The following is a 17,727-nucleotide window of genomic DNA, read 5'->3' on the forward strand; positions in this document are numbered from 1 at the left end:
GTCAGTTCCTCCCCCCGACCGGGACAACGGAAACCGCGCTGCCGCGCGCGATGCGGACGCTCGGCCCGGTGACGGCCATGGCGCTGCCGGCGGCACCCGGCATGGTCGGGAAGACCGCCGGTGGCGCCCGGTCCGTGTTCTGGGGCTTGCCTGGCACCGAGCTGCGCTGGAAGCGCGAGACGTCCGCGCCGGTCGACACGGTGCTGCCACCCTCGACCGGACGCGCGGCGAGGCGCGCGAGGGCGGCCCGTTCCGCGTTGGGATCGTCGCTGTCGGGAAGACCGGCGTCTTCGCCGCTTGCGATCGCTTCCTCGAGTTCGGTGCCGCTGTCGGCCAGCGAGCGGAGCGAAAGGGAGATCTGGCCCACGGCCTGAGCCACGGAGATCTTTTCAGCGATGCGCGGGGTCGCCTCAAGCGTCACGGTCGAGAAGGTGTTGACGACCGTGTTCCCCTTTTCATCGACCTGCTTGTCGGTCCGTTGGTCGGTGGCGAGCACGCGCAGGTTGCGCAGCATCGTCTCCGACGCCTTCAACGGCGGGCCGTCGCCGCCACCCTCGATGTTCTGGGTCAGGATCAGGTCGACGCGGTCGCCCGGGAAGACGAAGCCTCCGACCGCTCCCTGCGCGGAGACCGGCACCGTCACCGCTCGCATGCCCGGGCCAAGCGCCGCCGCCAGGAAGCCGCGGTCGCCCGGCTTCACCAGCGCGCCCTGCGTGATCGGCTGGCCGGCGGGAATCGGATAGCGGACCACGGTTCCGACTAGCTTCGTCGCGTCGGGCGACCCTTCGGTGTAATAGGCATCGGTGACGAGGTCCTGCGGCCACGGCTGAAAGGCGAGCGCGCCGGCATCGATGATCGTGCCCACCGGGAGCGCGCGCTTGGCGACCAGCACCTTGGGGCCTCCGACCACCGTCGGTTCGCCGGCTGCGGTGGCGGTAGGGGTCGATGCGCCCTGCATCAGGCTGCGCGCCATGAAGGCCGTGATGGCCGCCACGAACAATGCGCCTACCAGCAGCAGGACTTTACGAGAATCCATGACGTCGAGACCTTTCCGTCCCTGGGCAGCGATGTTGCGGCATTAGGCAGTCACCGGAACTGGTTAAGAATGGGTTCGCGGATCACGAGGAGCGCCGCCAGCGCGATCGCAACCCCATAGGGTATCTCAGGAAGTTGTTTCTTTTTTCTCAACAGCTTGTCGGCGACCATCAGCAGAGTAAGGGCGCCGCCCAGCAGCGACATCAGCACCAGCATCCACAGCAGCGGCTGCGGCGGCAGCCACAGCGCCAGCGCGCCGATCAGCTTCACGTCGCCGCCCCCCATCTGCCCGAGCCAGAAAGCCCCGACGAACAGGCCGAAGACCGCCACCGCCACCGCCAGCTGGATCGCGACGCCCGGCCACAGGCTGAGCCCGCTCGCCATCCACCAGCCGGGGGCGAGCAGCGCGATCAGCGCGTTCTTCCAGTTCGCGATCTCCCGCGTGCGGACGTCCTCGATGCCTGCGGACAGCAGAAGGACCACCAGCGCGAGCAGCAGAAACGAGGCAAGGGACAGCGGCATCGTCCAAGGGCCTAGACGCAGCCGCTTACGAAACCGTAACCGGGGGCATGGCTGCCCACGCCCTGTATCGCCGCGCGATTCCCGCCGCGGCGCGGATTACCCGATGGCATGCACCCGACGGGTGGGTGCATCGCCGGTTCGACTGGCCAGCGGCAGAGGGTGCCCGCCAGCGCGGCGCCATGCTGTTCCAGGTCGGGCGCGGCGACATATTCGAGAAATATCTGGAGAGCTTCGCCCACTGGCGTGCGTGCGGCTGGTCGATCACGAGCTTCGACTGGCGCGGGCAGGCAGGGTCGGGCCGGCTGACGGACGACCTCCATTGCGGCCACATCGATTCGTTCGACACCTATGTCGACGACCTCGCGGCCTTTGCCGCCGCCTGGCGGGAAGAGCGGGCAGGACCGCACGTGATGGTCGGCCATTCGATGGGCGGGCACCTGGTGCTGCGCGCGCTGGCAGAGGGCCGGGTGACGGCGGATGCCGCAGTGCTGGTCGCGCCGATGCTGGGATTGAAGGCGCCGTTCGGCCCGCGTTTCGGCGAGCGCGCGGCGCGGCTGCTGGCCGGGCTCGGCCGCAGCAGCCGCCGGGCGTGGCGCGCCAACGAGCGACCCTTCACCCGCGCCGCGCGCCAGACGCTGCTCACCTCCGACCGGGCGCGCTATGAGGACGAGCTCTGGTGGATGGAGGCGAACCCGGCCCATCGCACGGGCCCGCCGAGCTGGGCGTGGGTGCTGGAGGCGTTCCGGTCCACCCGCACGTTGAACGCGAGCCCTGCGCTCGCCACGCTGGACGTACCGGTCCAGCTGCTGGTGGCGGAGGGGGATGCGCTCGTCGATCCCAAGGCGGCGCTGGCGGTGGCGGCGCGGCTCAAGCGGGGAACCCTGGTCCGGTTCGGACCGGAGGCCCGCCACGAGCTGCTGCGCGAGACGGATGCGATCCGCGATCGCGCGATCGGTGAGATCGACCGCTTCCTGGCCGAAGTGCTGGTACCGGCGTGACCCGCCGGATCGCCATCGTCGGCGCAGGCATGGCCGGCGCGAGCCTTGCCGCGAGGGTCGCCGGCAGCGACTCGGTGGTGCTGCTGGAGGCGGAGGCGCACCCGGGCTTCCACGCCACGGGCCGCTCGGCGGCCTTCTGGTCGGAGACCTATGGGGGGCCGGGGGTGCAGCCGCTCACCAGCGCGTCGGGGCCGTTCCTCCACCAGCCCCCGCCGGAGTTCGGCGGCGAGCCGTTCCTGGCCGAGCGGGGCGAATTGATGATCGCGCCGGCCGCGGATCCGGCGGCACTGGACGCGTTCGAGGCGCGGTTCGCCGGATCGGGAATCGCGATGATGCGCGAGAACGCGGCGGGGCGGGTGCCGGGCCTGAGAGGCGAATGGCAGGGCCTGTGGATGCCGAGCTGCGCGGACATCGACGTAGCGCGATTGCACGGGGCGTTTCTGGCCCGCGCGCGCCGGCTTGGCGCCATCCTGCGCTGCGACGCGATGCTGGTGGAGGCACGGCGGGTGGCCGGAAGCTGGCGGCTTCGGCTGGGCGATGGCGGGGTGGTGGAGGCCGACGTGCTCGTCAACGCGGCCGGCGCCTGGGCGGACCGGGTGGCGGCGCTCGCGGGTGCGCGGCCGGTCGGCATCCAGCCCTATCGCCGCACCATGGTGCAGCTGCGCGTCGATCCGCCCGCGCCGCCGTCCCTGCCGGTGGTGATGGACGCGGCGGGTGGTTTCTACTTCAAGCCCGAGCCCGGCGGGCGGGTGTGGCTGACGCCGCATGACGAGACGCCGGCCGAGCCGGGCGACGTCGCCGCGGAGGAGATCGACGTGGCGCTGGCGATCGATCGCATGCAGCGCGTCGTCGACTGGCGGGTCGAGGCGGTCGAGCGGCGCTGGGCGGGCTTGCGCAGCTTCGCGCCCGACCGGCTGCCGGTCTATGGCTGGGACCCGCGGGTGGAGGGGCTGTTCTGGTGCGCCGGGCAGGGGGGCTTCGGCATCCAGACCGCGCCCGCGGGCGCCTCCCTGTGCGCGGCGCTGATGGGGCGGGGGACCGTGCCGGCGGACGTGGACGCCGCTCTCTACCGTCCGGAACGGTTCGGCTGACGCCTCAGGCGGCGGCGCTCCGGCTGCCCACCGCCATCGCGGCGTCGCTCGCGAGCTTGTCGGCGCGCTCGTTCTCCGGATGGCCGGCGTGGCCCTTCACCCAGACCCACTTGATCTGGTGCGGCTTGGCGGCGGCGAGCAGGGCTTGCCAGAGTTCGGCGTTCTTCACCGGCTTGCGATCGGCGGTCTTCCAGCCGTTCTTCTGCCAGCCGTGAATCCACTTGGTGAGCCCGTCCATCACGTAGCGGCTGTCGGTCGACAGCGTCACCTGGCACGGCCGCTTGAGGGCGTTCAGCCCCTCGATCGCGGCCATCAGTTCCATGCGGTTGTTGGTGGTATGCGCCTCTCCGCCCGACATCTCGCGCTCGTGCTCGCCCGAGCGGATCACCACGCCCCAGCCGCCGCGGCCCGGATTGCCCTTGCACGCGCCGTCGGTGAAGATTTCGACGGGGGTCAGTTCGGTCATGCAAACGCGTTCCTGTTGTTCTCGTACCAATCGAGCCGCCGCAGATAGGCGAGCGGGTCCTTGCGCGTCACCAGCGCATCGGCGGGGGTGTTGATCCAGTCCCAGGCGCGCGTCAGCAGGAAGCGGATGCACGCCCCCTCCGCCAGCACGGGCAGCGCCGCACGTTCGTCGGGCGAGAGGCCGAAGCCGGATTCATAGCCTTCCAGCAAGGCGCGCCCGACCGCGGGGTCGAGCGGCGTACCGGTGCCGTCGAAGCTCCACGCAGAGTGCATCACCGCCAGGTCGTAGGCGCGCACGTCGGTGCAGGCGAAGTAGAAGTCGATGAGGCCGGTGACTTCGTCGCCCAGCATCAGCACATTGTCGGGGAACAGGTCGGCGTGGATGGCGCCGACCGGCAGCTGGTGCGGCCAGGCGGCGAGCACCCTGTCGAGCGCGCTTCCCACCCGATCCCGCAGGCCCGGCTGGATGCTGTCGAGCCCGGACGCGCATTGCTCGAACAGCTGCGGCCAGGTCTCCACCCCCATGGAGTTGGGGCGGGTCGGGGCAAAGTCGGTGAGCGCCGCATGCATGCGCGCCATCGCAGCACCCCCGGCGCGGGCCTGTGCCGGCGTTGGCTGGCTGAGCGATACGCCGGACAGGAACTCGATTAGGCAGGCGGGGCGGCCCTCCAGCGTCTGGATCACCGTGCCGGTGCGGTCGGGCAGCGCGCGCGGCACCGGATTGCCGGCGTCGGCGAGTCGATCGATCATCGCGAAGAAGAAGGGCAGGTCGCCCGCATCCACGCGCTTCTCGTAGAGCGTCAGGATGAAGCGGCCGCGGGTGGTGTCGACCAGATAGTTGGAGTTCTCGACCCCTTCGGCGATCCCCTTGGCCGAGACCAGCGCGCCCACGTCATAGCGGGCGAGGAAGGCGCCGAGCGCCTCCGCCGAAACCTGCGTATAGACGGCCACCGGTCAGGCGGCGGCGGCTTCGAGGCCGCGCGGCAGCTTGAAGGTGAGGGTCTCGCGGGTCATTTCGACCTCGCGCTCATGGATCTCGAAGCGTTCGGCGAGGCGGTCGACCACTTCGCGCACCAGCATCTCCGGAGCGGACGCACCGGCGGTGAGGCCAAGCGAGCCGACACCCTCCAGCCAGGCGAAGTCGATCTCGCTGCCGCGCTGGATCAGATGGGCGGGCGTGCCCTCACGCTCGGCGACTTCCACCAGCCGCAGCGAGTTGGAGGAGTTGGGGGCCCCGATCACCAGCACCAGGTCGACGGACGACGCGATCGCCTTGACGGCGGCCTGCCGGTTGGAGGTCGCGTAGCAGATGTCGTCCGCCTTGGGCGCGACGATCGCCGGGAAGCGGCGCTGCAGCGTCGCCATGATGTCGGCGGTGTCGTCGACCGACAGCGTGGTCTGGGTCAGGAAGGCGAGATGGTTCGGGTTGGCCGGCATCACCGCCTCGGCATCGGCCACCGTCTCGATCAGCGTCATCTGGCCCTGCGGCACCTGGCCGAAGGTGCCGATCACTTCCGGGTGGCCGGCGTGGCCCACGAACAGGATGTGGTGACCGGTGGTCACCAGCCGCTCGGCCTGGCGGTGCACCTTGGAGACCAGCGGGCAGGTGGCATCGAGATATTCGAGGCCACGATCTTCCGCCTCGGCCGGTACCGACTTGGGCACGCCATGGGCGGAGAACACCACCGGCACGCCGGCGGGAACCTCGTCCAGTTCCTCGACGAACACCGCGCCCTTGGCGCGCAGGCTGTCGACCACGAACTTGTTGTGGACGATCTCGTGCCGGACGTAGACGGGCGCGCCGTGCTTCTCGATCGCGAGCTCGACGATGCGGATCGCGCGGTCGACCCCGGCGCAGAAACCGCGGGGCGCCGCGATCAGCAGCTCGAGGACGGGCTTGGCAGCGGGCGGCGTGGCGGGATCGGTCATCACCCCCGCGCATCTACGCGATTGCTTGCGCGCTTGAAAGGCGCTTCCTATGCTGGCGGCGGTCCGGGTCGGCGCTGCATGCGACGGCCCGTTCGTCGTGAAAGGTGTACTTCCTGTGATCGTCCGAACGCTCGCTGTTTCCGCTGTCGCGCTCCTCGCCCTCGCGGGGTGCAGCCGTAAAGGCGAGATCGACGTGACCCGTGGCGTCGGCATCACCACGGTCCGCTCCGCCTGTCCGGCAGCCGGCGTGCCCGCCGGCACCGGCGACATCACCCTGTTCGATCCGGCCGGCACCCAGCTGGCGAGCGCGATCGACGTGACCGCGACGATCACCAACGTGCGCGCCACCTGCAACGAGACGGGCGAGGACATCGTCTCCACCGTCACCTTCGACATCCAGGCGCGCCGCACCCGCACCGACGGCGCTCGCCAGGTCGACCTGCCGTACTTCCTGACGGTGGTGCGCGGCGGATCGCAGGTGGTGGCCAAGCGCATCAACCACGCCGTGCTCGATTTCGCCCCCGGCGAGGCGCGCGCCCAGGCGACCGGCAGCGCGACCGCGGTCGTGCAGCGCTCGGCGGCGACGCTGCCGGACGAAATCCGCCAGCAGATCACCCGCCCGCGCAAGGCCGGCGCAGAGGATGCCGCGGTCGACCCGCTGTCGACGCCGGAAGTGCGTCAGGCTGTGCTCAACGCCTCGTTCGAGGCGCTGGTAGGCTTCCAGCTGACTCAGGACCAGCTGCGCTACAACGCCACGCGCTGATCTTCCGCGGTCGTTGGCTGCAACCAACCCCGTTTGTCTCGAGCAGGGATCGAGCTTGTCGAGAGCCCGTGTCGAGAGAGCCACCGCCACCGGTTCTCGATACGCCGTCTCGACAGGCTCGACGGCTACTCGAACTGAACGGGAGGGGCTGAGTGCCAATGGGGCTTTTAAACGAAGCGTCCGTCGCGAGGCCGATTGACTCGGCTCCGCGGGCGAGCCAGAGCGGGCGCGTCGATGGCCGGGAACGGCCATGGGCACGCGCGGGAGAGCGCCGCCGGCCTTGCAGGCCGCATGCGGCCGCCGAAGGAGCAACCGCCCCGGAATCTCTCAGGCTAAAGGGACCGCGCGCGCCAACGACACTCTGGAAAGCGCGCCGTGATTTCGGCGCCACCGAAGGGGTAAGCGCACAACAGCTGCGCGAAAGCTCTCAGGTTCCGTGACAGAGGGGGCGGCGGGGATGCGGGGAGGCCTGTGTCTGCGTCGTGCCAGACCTGCCGGAGACTGCGCGAATGAGCGACCCGATTTCCTCTTCCGATGCGGACGGCTTCGAGCCGATCGCGCCCTCGTTGCTGCCGCTCGACGGCTGGCATCGCGCCCGTGGTGGGCGGATGGTGCCCTTCGCCGGCTATGAGATGCCGGTGCAGTATGAAGGCATCATGGCCGAGCACCTGTGGACCCGCCAGCACGCCGGCCTGTTCGACGTCAGCCACATGGGCCAGCTGCTGTTCACGGGCGAGGGCGTGGCCCAGGCGCTCGAAGCGCTGCTGCCGGGCGACCTCCAGGTGCTGGCACCCAATCGCATGCGCTATTCGCTGCTGCTCGCCGACAATGGCGGCATCCTCGACGACCTGATGGTGACGCGCCTGCCGGAAGCGCATCCGTTCGGCGAGGCGGGTGAGCCGGCGCCTGCTGGCGAGGCCTTCTACATGGTCGTGAACGGCGCCACCAAGTACGACGACCTCGGCCATCTGCGTGAGGCGCTGGCCGACTCGATCACCATCAACCACCTGGAAGACCGCGCACTGCTGGCGCTGCAGGGGCCTGAGGCGGTCGCCACGCTCGCGCGGCTGATCCCCGGCGTCGATGCGCTGCGCTTCATGACGGCGGGTGCGTTCGAGTGGGCCGGCCATGCGCTGTGGATCAGCCGGTCGGGCTACACCGGCGAGGACGGCTGCGAGATCTCGCTGCCGGCCGAAGCGGCCGAGGCATTCGCCGACGCGCTCACCGGCGAGCCGGAGGTGCAGCCGATCGGTCTCGGCGCACGCGACTCGCTGCGCCTGGAGGCCGGGCTGCCGCTTTACGGCCATGACCTGGACGAAGAGACCACGCCGGTCGCCGCCGACCTGGGCTTTGCGCTGTCGAAGCGCCGCCGCGAGGAAGGGGGCTTCCCCGGTGCCGAGCGCATCCTGGCCGAGCGTGCCGAGGGTCCGGCGACCAAGCGCGTCTGCCTGCGCGTCGACGGCCGCCAGCCGGTGCGCGAGGGCGCGACCGTCGTCGACCAGACCGGCAAGACCATCGGCCGCGTGACCTCGGGCGGCTTTGCCCCCAGCGTCGGCGCGCCGATCGCCATGGCCTATGTGCCCGCCGCGCTCGCGGTGCCCGGCACCGAGATCACCCTGTCCCAGCGCGGCAAGGCCCATACCGCCGAGGTCGTGCCGATGCCGTTCATTTCCCACCGTTACGTCCGCTAAGGAGCGCCGTCGATGAGCCGTTATTTCACCGAAGAACATGAGTGGGTCGAAGTCGACGGCGACGTCGCGACCGTCGGCATCACCGAATATGCCCAGAGCCAGCTGGGCGACATCGTGTTCGTCGAAGTTCCCGAGGAAGGCCGCGAGCTGACCAAGGGCGACGAGGCCGCGGTGGTCGAATCGGTCAAGGCCGCTTCCGACGTCTACACGCCGGCATCGGGCACCGTGGTCGAGGGCAATGCCGAGCTCGAGGCGAGCCCGGCCCTCGTCAACGAGGATCCGGAAGGCGACGGCTGGTTCTTCCGCCTGACCCTGTCCGACCCGTCCGAGCTCGAAGGGCTGATGGACGCGGACAAGTACGCGGCGTTCGTCGCCAAGCTCTGAACCCCAAGTCCGCCAGCTTTAGGCTGGCATCTCGGGCGGCGGGCGTGGCTCTTGTGGAGTGAGCCCGCCGCATGAGAAACCGGCGGTCGCCGGACCTTTGCAAGAGGCGCAACAGGCGTCCAGACACTCCCGTATCCCTGCGCAGGCAGGGATCCAGGGCCAAGCAGAGCAACGGCTCGCGGCGCTTGAAACCCTGGGCTCCTGCTTTCGCAGGAGCACGAGACAGCGCTTTGCAAAGGTCTTGGCCAGCCGGGCTCCCGTCCCGAAGGATTGCCATGCGCTACCTGCCCCTGACCCAGCCTGACCGCGAGGCGATGCTCGCCGCGGTGGGCGCGTCCTCTGTCGACGCGCTGTTTGCCGATGTGCCGGAGGCCGCGCGCCTCGACGGCCCCGTGCCCGGCCTGCCCAACCACGCGAGCGAGCTCGCCGTCGAGCGCCACCTGTCGGCGCTTGCCGCCAAGAACCTCGCCGCCGGCACGGCGCCGTTCTTTCTCGGCTGCGGCGCCTATCGCCACCATGTGCCGGCGAGCGTCGACCATCTGATCCAGCGCGGCGAGTATCTCACCGCCTACACGCCCTATCAGCCGGAAATCGCGCAGGGCACGTTGCAGATGCTGTTCGAGTTCCAGACGCAGGTCGCACAGCTGTTCGGCTGCGACGTGGCCAACGCGTCGATGTACGACGGCTCGACCGCCTGCTGGGAAGCGATCACCATGGCGCGCCGGGTCACCCGCCGCGGCAAGGCGATCCTCTCGTCGGGGCTCCACCCGCATTACGTCTCGGTCGCCAATACCATGGCGAAGTTCACCGGCGACGTGCTGGAGACCTCCGCGCCGACGCTCACCGCCGACACCGATGCCGAGGCGCTGATCGCCGCGATCGACGGGGATACCTCGTGCGTGGTCGTCCAGTATCCGGACATCCTCGGCCGCATCCCGGACCTGCGCCCGATCGCCGAGGCGGCGCACGCCAACAAGGCGCTGCTGATCGCGGTGGTGACCGAGCCGGTGGCGCTCGGCGCGATCGCCTCGCCGGGCGAGCTGGGCGCCGACATCGTCGTCGGCGAAGGCCAGTCGCTGGGCGTCGGCCTGCAGTTCGGCGGGCCGTACGTCGGCCTGTTCGCCTGCTCCGACAAGCTGGTCCGCCAGATGCCGGGGCGTCTCTGCGGCGAGACCGTGGATGCCGAGGGCAAGCGCGGCTTCGTGCTGACGCTGTCGACCCGCGAGCAGCACATCCGTCGCGAAAAGGCGACGTCGAACATCTGCACCAACTCGGGGCTGTGTGCGCTCGCCTTCTCGATCCACATGACCCTCTTGGGCGAGAAGGGCCTGCGCCAGCTCGCCGCGAGCAACCATGCGCGCGCCGTGGCGGCGGCCGACCGGCTGGCGAAGGTGCCGGGGATCGAGCTGGTCAACACCAGCTTCTTCAACGAGTTCACGCTCAAGCTGTCGAAGGAAGCGCGTCCGGTCGTCCGCACGCTGGCGGAGCGCGGCGTGCTGGCGGGCGTCTCGCTTGGCCGGCTCTATCCGGGCGAGGCGGAGCTTGCCAATGGCCTGGTGGTGGCGGTGACCGAGACGGTGACCGCGGAAGATATCGAGACGCTCGCAACCGAGCTCGAAGAGGTGCTGGCATGACGATCAACCAGAGCGGCTGGCGCCCCGAGATGGGCGGCGGCGACGAGGCCACCCAGGCGACCTTCACCGGCAACCGCGCGCTGATGCTCGAAGAGCCGCTGCTGTTCGAGATCGGCTCGGCCGACGTGACTGGCGTCGACTTCGACGAATCGCCGCAGGCGCCGTCGCGGCTCGGCGGGATGGAACGCAAGGACCCGATCGGCCTGCCCGGCCTGTCGGAGCCGGAGGCGGTGCGGCACTACACGCGCCTCAGCCGTCAGAACTATGCCATCGACCTGGGCCTGTTCCCGCTCGGCTCGTGCACCATGAAGCACAACCCGCGCCTGAACGAGCGCATGGCGCGGTTGCCGGGCTTTGCCGATGTCCACCCGCTGCAGCCGGTCGACACGGTGCAGGGCGCGCTGGAGGTGATCCACCAGCTCGCGCACTGGCTGGTGACGCTGACGGGCATGGACTCGGTCGCGATGAGCCCCAAGGCGGGCGCGCATGGCGAGCTGTGCGGCATTCTCGCGATTCGCGCGGCGCTGGAAGCCAAGGGCGAGGGCCATCGCAAGGTGATCCTGGTGCCCGAGAGCGCGCACGGCACCAACCCCGCGACCGCGGCCTTTGCCGGCTTCAAGGTCGAGGACATTCCCGCCACTGCCGAGGGGCGCGTCGACCTGGAGGCGCTGAAGGCGCGGCTGGGGCCGGACGTGGCGGGCGTGATGATCACCAACCCCAATACCTGCGGCCTGTTCGAGCGCGACATGCGCGCGATCAGCGATGCGGTGCATGACGCGGGCGGCTATGTCTATTGCGACGGCGCCAACTTCAACGCGATCGTCGGGCGGGTACGTCCGGGCGACCTCGGCGTCGATGCGATGCACATCAACCTGCACAAGACCTTCTCGACGCCGCACGGCGGCGGCGGGCCGGGTTCGGGGCCGGTGGTGTTCTCGGCGGCGCTGACGCCGTTCGCCCCGCTTCCCTTCGTCGAGAAGCAGGGCGACCGCTTCGCGCTGATCGAGGAAGAGACGGCGGGCGAGCATCACGCCGGCAGCTTCGGCCGCATGGTCGCCTTCCACGGGCAGATGGGCATGTTCACCCGCGCGCTCAGCTACATCCTCAGCCACGGTGCCGATGGCCTCTACCAGGTGTCGGGCGATGCGGTGCTCAACGCCAACTATGTGCTGCGCCAGCTGGAAGACGTGCTCGACGCGCCGTTCGGCGGCAGCGGCCCGTGCATGCACGAGGCGCTGTTCTCGGACGCAGGCCTGGCCGAGGGCTTCACGACGCTGGACGTGGCCAAGGGGCTCATCGACGAGGGTTATCACCCGATGACGATGTACTTCCCGCTGGTCGTCCACGGCGCGATGCTGATCGAGCCGACCGAAACCGAGTCGAAGGCCGCGCTCGACCAGTTCATCGGCGCGCTGCGCTCGGTGGCGGAACGCGCCAAGGCCGGCGACCAGGCGTTGAAGGGCGCGCCCCACTTCGCGCCGCGTCGTCGCCTCGACGAGACGCAGGCCGCCCGCAAGCCGGTGCTGCGCTGGAAGGCGCCGCAGCCGGCGGCGCAGGCAGCCGAGTAATCGCACAGCCTCCTCCCGGGCCGGTGTCCGGGAGGAGAGGCTGCCGATACTTGCGCGTGGGCGTCGCTCGTGGAGACGGCGCCGGAACCGTCCAAGTATCGCCCACGTTGTTCCGAATAGTTCACGCTCCGTTCAACCGCGTTCTGCGACCGATGCGGACATTCCTATTCGGGAGAATTCCCATGTTTCTGAAGCGCATCCGTACTCTCGCGCTGATCGCGGCAGCGGGCCTGGGCGTCAGCGCCTGCACCTATGGCGACGGCGGCTATGGCTATAGCGGCGTGTCCGTCGGCTATGGTTCCGGCGGTTACTATGATCCCTATTATGACGGTTATGGCGCCGGCTACTACGGCAGCGGCTTCGGCTCGCCCTATTGGGGTTGGCAGGGCAACTATTATTATCCGGGCACCGGCTACTACGTCTACGACCGCTATCGCCGCCCGCACCGCTGGACCGACAGCCAGCGCCGCTATTGGGAGCAGCGCCGGCACAACTGGCGCGGCGATGGCCGCCCGGGCAACAACTGGAACGACTTCCGCCCCGGCGACGGTCGTCCGGGCGTGCGTCCCGGCCGTCCGGGTGACGGACGCCCCGGTGTGCGTCCCGGCCGTCCGGGTGACGGACGCCCCGGTGTGCGTCCCGGCCGTCCGGGCGACGGCCGTCCAGGCGATGGGCGCCCGGGTGTCCGTCCGGGGCAAGGCGGCGAGTATCGTCCCGGCGTCCGTCCTGGCCGGCCTGGTTCCTGGGTCCCCAGTTCGCGTCCGGGGCGGGGCGACGCGGGTGCGCAGCGCCCGGATCGTCCCGGCGGCAGCGACGCGCGGCCGGGCGGCCGTCCGAGCCCGAGCTGGGGAGATCGCGGCGGTCGGTCGAGCCCGCGTTGGGGTGGCCAGAGCGGCCGCTCCAGCCCGCGCTGGGGCGGGCAGGGTGGCCGTTCGGGCGGCCCGCGCTCCAGCGGCCGGGGCGGATCGCGTCCGAACTGACCCCAGGGCGGCGGGCTCCGGGCTGAACCCGGGGCCCGCGCCGCCCGAGCGCGTTACTGCGCCTTCAGAACGCCGCGGAACGGCGCGTCGGTGCCGTCGATCCCTTGGGCGGGCGGCAGGCCGATCAGGTCGCGCAGCAGCGGGTAGACGTCGACGTTGTCGAAATCCGGCAGCGTGCGCCCGCTCGCAAAGGCGGGGCCGTTGGCGATGAACAGCGCCGCCATGTCCGGCGCCATGTTGTCGAAGCCGTGGCTGCCGCCGGCCTGCGGCTGTGTCGGCGTGGTCGGCAGCACCTGCCAGCCGTCCTCCGCCAGGCACAGGATCGCTGGCACGCGCGGGTTGCGCCCATAGTGGAAGCGGGCCGGGATCTCCCCCTTGCGCCAGCACTCCATGTGCGCGTGCGGCTTCAACAGCGCCTTTTCGACCGCCGCTTCCTTGCCGGGCGTCGGCGTCAGCGCGGCATAGGGCCCGGCCTCCACGACGTGGTAGAGCGACGGATCGGCTAGCTTGTCGAGGGCCACCACGCGCTCACTGGTGGTGGCGGCCATGCCGTGATCGGCGACGATCACCAGGTTTGCAGGCTGGCCCATCGCGGCGAGACCGGCGACGAGCGCACCGACGGCTGCGTCGACATCGGCAGCGGCCTCGTTCACTTCGCCTGAGTCCGGACCAAAGCGGTGGCCGGCGGTGTCCACCGCTTCGAAATAGAGGGTGAGCAGGCGCGGGCGGATGTCGGCCGGGCGGCGCAGCCAGTCGAGCACGCCGTTGACGCGCTGCGTGGGGCTGATCGCCTCGTTATACTGCTGCCAGTCGGACGGGCGGGTGCCGCCCTGCGTCTTGTGCGGCCATTCGGCGGCGCGGGTGGCGCCGATCGGAACGTTCGAGCCGGGCCAGAACTGGGTGGCCGTACGGATGCCCGCCTTCTCGGCCGCTACCCAGATCGGCTCGGCGCCGTTCCACCAGCTCGGGTCGTCCGTCGCCATGGTGAAGACGTTCTTTGGATCCGCGGGATCCTCCATGCGATTGGCGACGATGCCGTGCCGGTCCGGGCGCAGGCCGGTCACCAGCGTCCAGTGATTGGGGAAGGTCTTGGAGGGGAAGGAGGGGTGCATCGGCCCGGTCACGCCGGTTGCGGCAAGGCGGGAGAGCACCGGCGTCACGCCGCGCTGCAGATAATCGGGGCGGAAGCCGTCGATCGAGACGAGGATGGTGACGGGCGCGCGGGCCTCCGCAGGGGCGGTCGCGGCAGGTGCCGGGGCGGCGGCGACCGGCGGCGGGGTTTGCGCGCAGGCGGCGAGCGAAGCGGCCGCCAACAGCGCGGCGACGAAGGGGAGCTTGAGCATGGCGCCTCCCTTCGCCCCGGTCGGCGGCAGGATTATGACAGCGGGTGACTTCGAAGCGGACGTCGTAGAATGCGACGCTTTCTCTCCCGTGCCCCCGCGGAGGCGGGGGCCCAGGGTCAGGCAGGGGCGAGGGTTGCGTTCGCGGCCCTGGGCTCCCGCCTCCGCGGGAGCACTGTGGCTTGGTGGGTGCCGAGGAGGCACCCCCAGACCGTCAAACGTTGAAGCGGAAGAGCATCACGTCGCCGTCGTGGACGACATATTCCTTGCCCTCCTGGCGCAGCTTGCCCGCTTCGCGCGCGCCGGCTTCGCCGTTGCAGGCGACATAGTCGTCATAGGCGATGGTCTCGGCGCGGATGAAGCCGCGCTCGAAGTCGGTGTGGATCTCGCCTGCGGCCTGTGGCGCCTTGGCACCGGCTTCGACCGTCCAGGCGCGCGCCTCCTTGGGACCGACCGTGAAGAAGGTCAGCAGGTTGAGCAGCTTGTAGCCGGCGCGGATCACGCGGGCGAGGCCGGTCTCGGTGAGACCCAGGTCGCTCAGGAACTCCTGGCGGTCGGCAGGCTCCATGGTCGCGATCTCGGCCTCGATCGCGGCGGAGACGACGACGGCCTGTGCGCCCTCGGCCGCAGCCTTCTCGAACACCTTGGCGGAGAGCGCATTGCCCTCGGCCGCGTCTTCCTCGTTCACGTTGCAGACGTAGAGCACCGGCTTGGCGGTGAGCAGCTGCGCCTGGGCGAACACGCGCGCTTCCTCGTCGTCCTTGGGCTGGGTCAGCCGCGCCGGCTTGCCCTCTCGAAGCAGCTCCAGCGCCTGGCCGAGCACGGAGGCGCCGATCTTGGCTTCCTTGTCGCCTTGCTGGCCCTTCTTGACGAGGTTGGGGACGCGCTTTTCCAGGCTCTCCAGGTCGGACAGCATCAGCTCGGTCTCGACCGTCTCGGCGTCGGCGATCGGGTCGACCTTGTTGTCGACGTGCTGAATATCGTCGTTCTCGAAGCAGCGCAGGACGTGGACGATCGCGTCCACCTCACGGATGTTGCCCAGGAACTGGTTGCCCAGGCCCTCGCCCTTGGATGCGCCGCGCACGAGCCCTGCGATGTCCACGAAGCCGAGCTGGGTCTCGATGATCTTCTGCGAGCCGGCGATGGCCGCCAGCTTCTCCAGCCGCTCGTCGGGGACGGCGACGTTCCCGACGTTGGGCTCGATGGTGCAGAACGGATAGTTCGCCGCCTGCGCCGCTGCCGTCTGGGTCAGCGCGTTGAAAAGAGTGGACTTGCCGACGTTCGGAAGCCCGACGATGCCGCAGCGGAAACCCATGTCCGGTTCTTCGATCCCGATGGTGAAGGTGAAGCCCGCCGCATAGGCGTTTCGGGCTCCCTTTACCAGACGGGTGCTGCGGCACCGCCTCGAAGGCTATGCTTTCTTGGTCGTCTTCTTGCGCTTGGCCTTGGCCTTGGCCTTCGGCGCCTCGCTGTCGCGGGAAAGCAGCAGCACGGCACCGATCGCGAGCGCGCCGAGGCCGACGCCGGCAAGCGTCGCCAGCGTTACGCTGCGCGTCCGCTCGCGATCCGCCTCATCCTGCGCGCGGCGGGCGGCAGCGCGCGCCGCCGTCTCTGCAATTGCGGGCGACGGCGGGGGCGGTGCCTGGCGGGGGTAGGGGGCCTGGTTCGCGTCAGGAACGGGCGGGGTGTGGCTCATGGGCGATCTTCCGGTCTGCTGGGGATAGGCGAGGGCGGCTTATTGGTAGCCGCCTTCTTCCTCACGCTCCTCGGCGGCCTCGGCCTGCGCTTCTTCCAGTTCGTCTTCGTTCTGGTTCTCGGTGGACTGGTCGTTGGGGTTCGGATCCTGGATCATCGGGACGGTCCTTTCTGGCTGAGTCTCCCCTTCAACCGTCCAGCCCGCCCCGGCGTTCCCCCTTACCAGCGGTAGTTGAAGCTGACGCTGATCCGGTCGCCCTTGCCGGCGTGCGGCATGACCTCGTGCCGAAGCCAGCTTTCCCACAAGAGGATGGTGCCCGGCTCCGGGTTCACCTCCACGAAGGTGGCGAGGCTTTCGGGCGCGTCCGGCCGGCGGGGCGGGGCCGCCATGAACCGTGCGAGGCGCGGGTCCTCCAGCTTGAGCCCGCCGGCACCCTCGGGCACGGCGACATAGACGGTGCCGGAGACGACGCTGTGCGGATGGATGTGGCCGGAGTGGCCGCCGCCGGGCTTCAGCAGGTTGACCCACAGGCTGTCGAGCTTCAGCCGGCGGCCGCCCAGGTCCATCGCGCAGGCTTCCGCAAAGCGGGCGACGTGCCGGTCGAGCAGGCGCTTCAGGTCGGCGAACGCGGGGTCGCGGATCGGCAGGTCGTCGAGCGAGGCATAGCTGGTGTAGCCGCGGTAGCGGTGCTCGCGCGACCAGCGCTTGCCGGCGATATCGTCCTCGGCGAGCGCGCGGACGCTTTCCTCCAGCTCGGCGATCAACTCGGGCTGGCCGATCTGCTCCTGGTAGAGCGGAGTGGTGAAGAGGTGGCGGACGGGCATGGGGGACTCCTGGGGTAGATCGACATGATACCCGACCCGTTCGTCTCGAGTAGGGATCGAGCTTGTCGAGAGCCCGTATCGGGAGAGCCACCGCAATCGGTCTCTCGATACGCCGTCTCGACAAGCTCGACGGCTACTCGAGACGAACGGCGGATGAGGTAGGCGGGCAGAGCATCCGCGACAGAGGAGTGCCCTAATCCCGCTGCAGCCGCAGCGCGACCTCGTTCATGAAGCGGACGTCGTCGCCGCGCGCCAGCCACTCGGCTTCCGCCGCGACCGCACCCAGCATGTCGGACAGGTCCTCGATCTCGGCCTTGGCATAGTTGCCGAGCACATAGCCGGTGACCCGGTCCTTGTGCCCCGGATGGCCGATGCCGAGCCGGACGCGGCGATAGTCGTTGCCGATGTGCTGGTCGGTGGAGCGCAGGCCGTTGTGGCCGGCAGCGCCGCCGCCGGTCTTCACCTTCACCTTGAAGGGGACCAGGTCGAGCTCGTCGTGGAACAGCGTCACGTCGGCCGGTGTCAGCTTGTAGAAGCGCATCGCCTCGCCGACCGAACGGCCGCTCTCGTTCATGTAGGTGCCGGGCTTCAGGAGCAGCAGCTTTTCGCTGCCGATGCGCCCTTCCTGCACCCAGCCCTGGAACGCTTTCTTCGGCGGGGAGAAACCGTGCACCTCGCCGATCGCATCGACGGCCATGAAGCCGACGTTGTGGCGCTGCATCGCATGTTGCGGGCCCGGATTGCCCAGGCCGACCCAGAGCTGCATGGCTGTCCCCGTGCTTGGGTGTTCCAAAAGAACATCGCCCC

Annotated in this window: 18 protein-coding genes and 1 riboswitch; of the genes, 8 read left to right on the forward strand and 10 right to left on the reverse strand. The window is 69.8% G+C overall.

Annotated features, from left to right (window positions below; translation table 11 throughout):
• Nucleotide 1: 1 nt before the first annotated feature.
• Entirely contained in the window at nt 2-1,036 is a 1,035-nt protein-coding gene (cpaB, locus tag EDF69_RS06080) for a Flp pilus assembly protein CpaB (RefSeq protein ID WP_132882540.1), read from the reverse strand.
• 50 nt (nt 1,037-1,086) lie between these two features.
• The gene (locus tag EDF69_RS06085) at nt 1,087-1,557 is read right to left on the reverse strand and encodes an A24 family peptidase (RefSeq protein ID WP_125958958.1); all 471 of its coding nucleotides are present in this window, start codon (nt 1,555-1,557) and stop codon (nt 1,087-1,089) included.
• A gap of 47 nt (nt 1,558-1,604) precedes the next feature.
• Between EDF69_RS06085 and EDF69_RS06090 the strand changes: the two genes are divergently transcribed.
• Both EDF69_RS06090 and EDF69_RS06095 read left to right on the forward strand, forming a co-directional pair.
• Entirely contained in the window at nt 1,605-2,555 is a 951-nt protein-coding gene (locus EDF69_RS06090; RefSeq protein WP_132882539.1) for an alpha/beta fold hydrolase, read from the forward strand.
• A complete protein-coding gene (locus EDF69_RS06095) occupies nt 2,552-3,646 on the forward strand; it encodes an FAD-dependent oxidoreductase (RefSeq protein WP_132882538.1) in 1,095 nt (364 codons plus the stop codon). The genes EDF69_RS06090 and EDF69_RS06095 overlap by 4 nt, the downstream gene beginning before the upstream one ends.
• Before the next feature lie 4 nt (nt 3,647-3,650).
• Here the strand turns inward: EDF69_RS06095 and rnhA are convergent, their stop codons facing one another.
• From rnhA to ispH, 3 genes are read right to left on the reverse strand one after another with little or no spacing between them, the layout of a single operon-like run.
• Nucleotides 3,651-4,112 (reverse strand): ribonuclease HI, encoded by a 462-nt coding sequence (gene rnhA, locus EDF69_RS06100; RefSeq protein WP_132882537.1) that lies wholly within the window; start codon nt 4,110-4,112, stop codon nt 3,651-3,653.
• Entirely contained in the window at nt 4,109-5,062 is a 954-nt protein-coding gene (thrB, locus tag EDF69_RS06105) for a homoserine kinase (RefSeq protein ID WP_132882536.1), read from the reverse strand. Before thrB ends, rnhA begins: the two co-directional genes overlap by 4 nt.
• Nucleotides 5,063-5,065: 3 nt before the next feature.
• A complete protein-coding gene (ispH, locus tag EDF69_RS06110) occupies nt 5,066-6,040 on the reverse strand; it encodes a 4-hydroxy-3-methylbut-2-enyl diphosphate reductase (RefSeq protein ID WP_132882535.1) in 975 nt (324 codons plus the stop codon).
• Between the two features lie 115 nt (nt 6,041-6,155).
• Here ispH and EDF69_RS06115 point away from each other — a divergent pair, with 115 nt between their 5' ends.
• From EDF69_RS06115 to EDF69_RS06140, 6 genes are all read left to right on the forward strand, one after another.
• Nucleotides 6,156-6,803, forward strand: a complete 648-nt coding sequence (locus EDF69_RS06115) for a hypothetical protein (RefSeq protein ID WP_132882534.1) — start codon at nt 6,156-6,158, stop codon at nt 6,801-6,803.
• A 251-nt stretch (nt 6,804-7,054) separates the two neighbouring features.
• A riboswitch (glycine riboswitch) is annotated at nt 7,055-7,157 on the forward strand.
• Between the two features lie 155 nt (nt 7,158-7,312).
• Nucleotides 7,313-8,494 (forward strand): glycine cleavage system aminomethyltransferase GcvT, encoded by a 1,182-nt coding sequence (gene gcvT / locus EDF69_RS06120; RefSeq protein ID WP_132882533.1) that lies wholly within the window; start codon nt 7,313-7,315, stop codon nt 8,492-8,494.
• Nucleotides 8,495-8,506: 12 nt separating this feature from the next.
• A complete protein-coding gene (gene gcvH / locus EDF69_RS06125; RefSeq protein WP_125958950.1) occupies nt 8,507-8,878 on the forward strand; it encodes a glycine cleavage system protein GcvH in 372 nt (123 codons plus the stop codon).
• A 275-nt stretch (nt 8,879-9,153) separates the two neighbouring features.
• Nucleotides 9,154-10,512 (forward strand): aminomethyl-transferring glycine dehydrogenase subunit GcvPA, encoded by a 1,359-nt coding sequence (gcvPA, locus tag EDF69_RS06130; RefSeq protein WP_132882532.1) that lies wholly within the window; start codon nt 9,154-9,156, stop codon nt 10,510-10,512.
• Nucleotides 10,509-12,080 (forward strand): aminomethyl-transferring glycine dehydrogenase subunit GcvPB, encoded by a 1,572-nt coding sequence (gene gcvPB, locus EDF69_RS06135; protein WP_132882531.1) that lies wholly within the window; start codon nt 10,509-10,511, stop codon nt 12,078-12,080. Before gcvPA ends, gcvPB begins: the two co-directional genes overlap by 4 nt.
• Nucleotides 12,081-12,262: 182 nt before the next feature.
• The gene (locus EDF69_RS06140; RefSeq protein WP_132882530.1) at nt 12,263-13,060 is read left to right on the forward strand and encodes a peptidase; all 798 of its coding nucleotides are present in this window, start codon (nt 12,263-12,265) and stop codon (nt 13,058-13,060) included.
• A 53-nt stretch (nt 13,061-13,113) separates the two neighbouring features.
• Here the strand turns inward: EDF69_RS06140 and EDF69_RS06145 are convergent, their stop codons facing one another.
• The 5 genes from EDF69_RS06145 to pth all read right to left on the reverse strand — a co-directional run bounded on the left by EDF69_RS06145 (nt 13,114) and on the right by pth (nt 17,686).
• A complete protein-coding gene (locus EDF69_RS06145; RefSeq protein WP_132882529.1) occupies nt 13,114-14,403 on the reverse strand; it encodes an alkaline phosphatase family protein in 1,290 nt (429 codons plus the stop codon).
• A gap of 211 nt (nt 14,404-14,614) precedes the next feature.
• Nucleotides 14,615-15,715 (reverse strand): redox-regulated ATPase YchF, encoded by a 1,101-nt coding sequence (ychF, locus tag EDF69_RS06150; protein WP_132882528.1) that lies wholly within the window; start codon nt 15,713-15,715, stop codon nt 14,615-14,617.
• A gap of 96 nt (nt 15,716-15,811) precedes the next feature.
• Nucleotides 15,812-16,096: a hypothetical protein gene (locus tag EDF69_RS06155; RefSeq protein ID WP_132882527.1), complete on the reverse strand. Its 285-nt coding sequence runs from the start codon at nt 16,094-16,096 to the stop codon at nt 15,812-15,814.
• Between the two features lie 218 nt (nt 16,097-16,314).
• Nucleotides 16,315-16,920: a TIGR02466 family protein gene (locus EDF69_RS06160; RefSeq protein WP_132882526.1), complete on the reverse strand. Its 606-nt coding sequence runs from the start codon at nt 16,918-16,920 to the stop codon at nt 16,315-16,317.
• A gap of 193 nt (nt 16,921-17,113) precedes the next feature.
• Entirely contained in the window at nt 17,114-17,686 is a 573-nt protein-coding gene (gene pth, locus EDF69_RS06165; protein ID WP_132882525.1) for an aminoacyl-tRNA hydrolase, read from the reverse strand.
• Nucleotides 17,687-17,727: the final 41 nt, after the last annotated feature.

The organism is Sphingomonas sp. JUb134, assembly GCF_004341505.2.
GTDB lineage: Bacteria > Pseudomonadota > Alphaproteobacteria > Sphingomonadales > Sphingomonadaceae > Sphingomonas.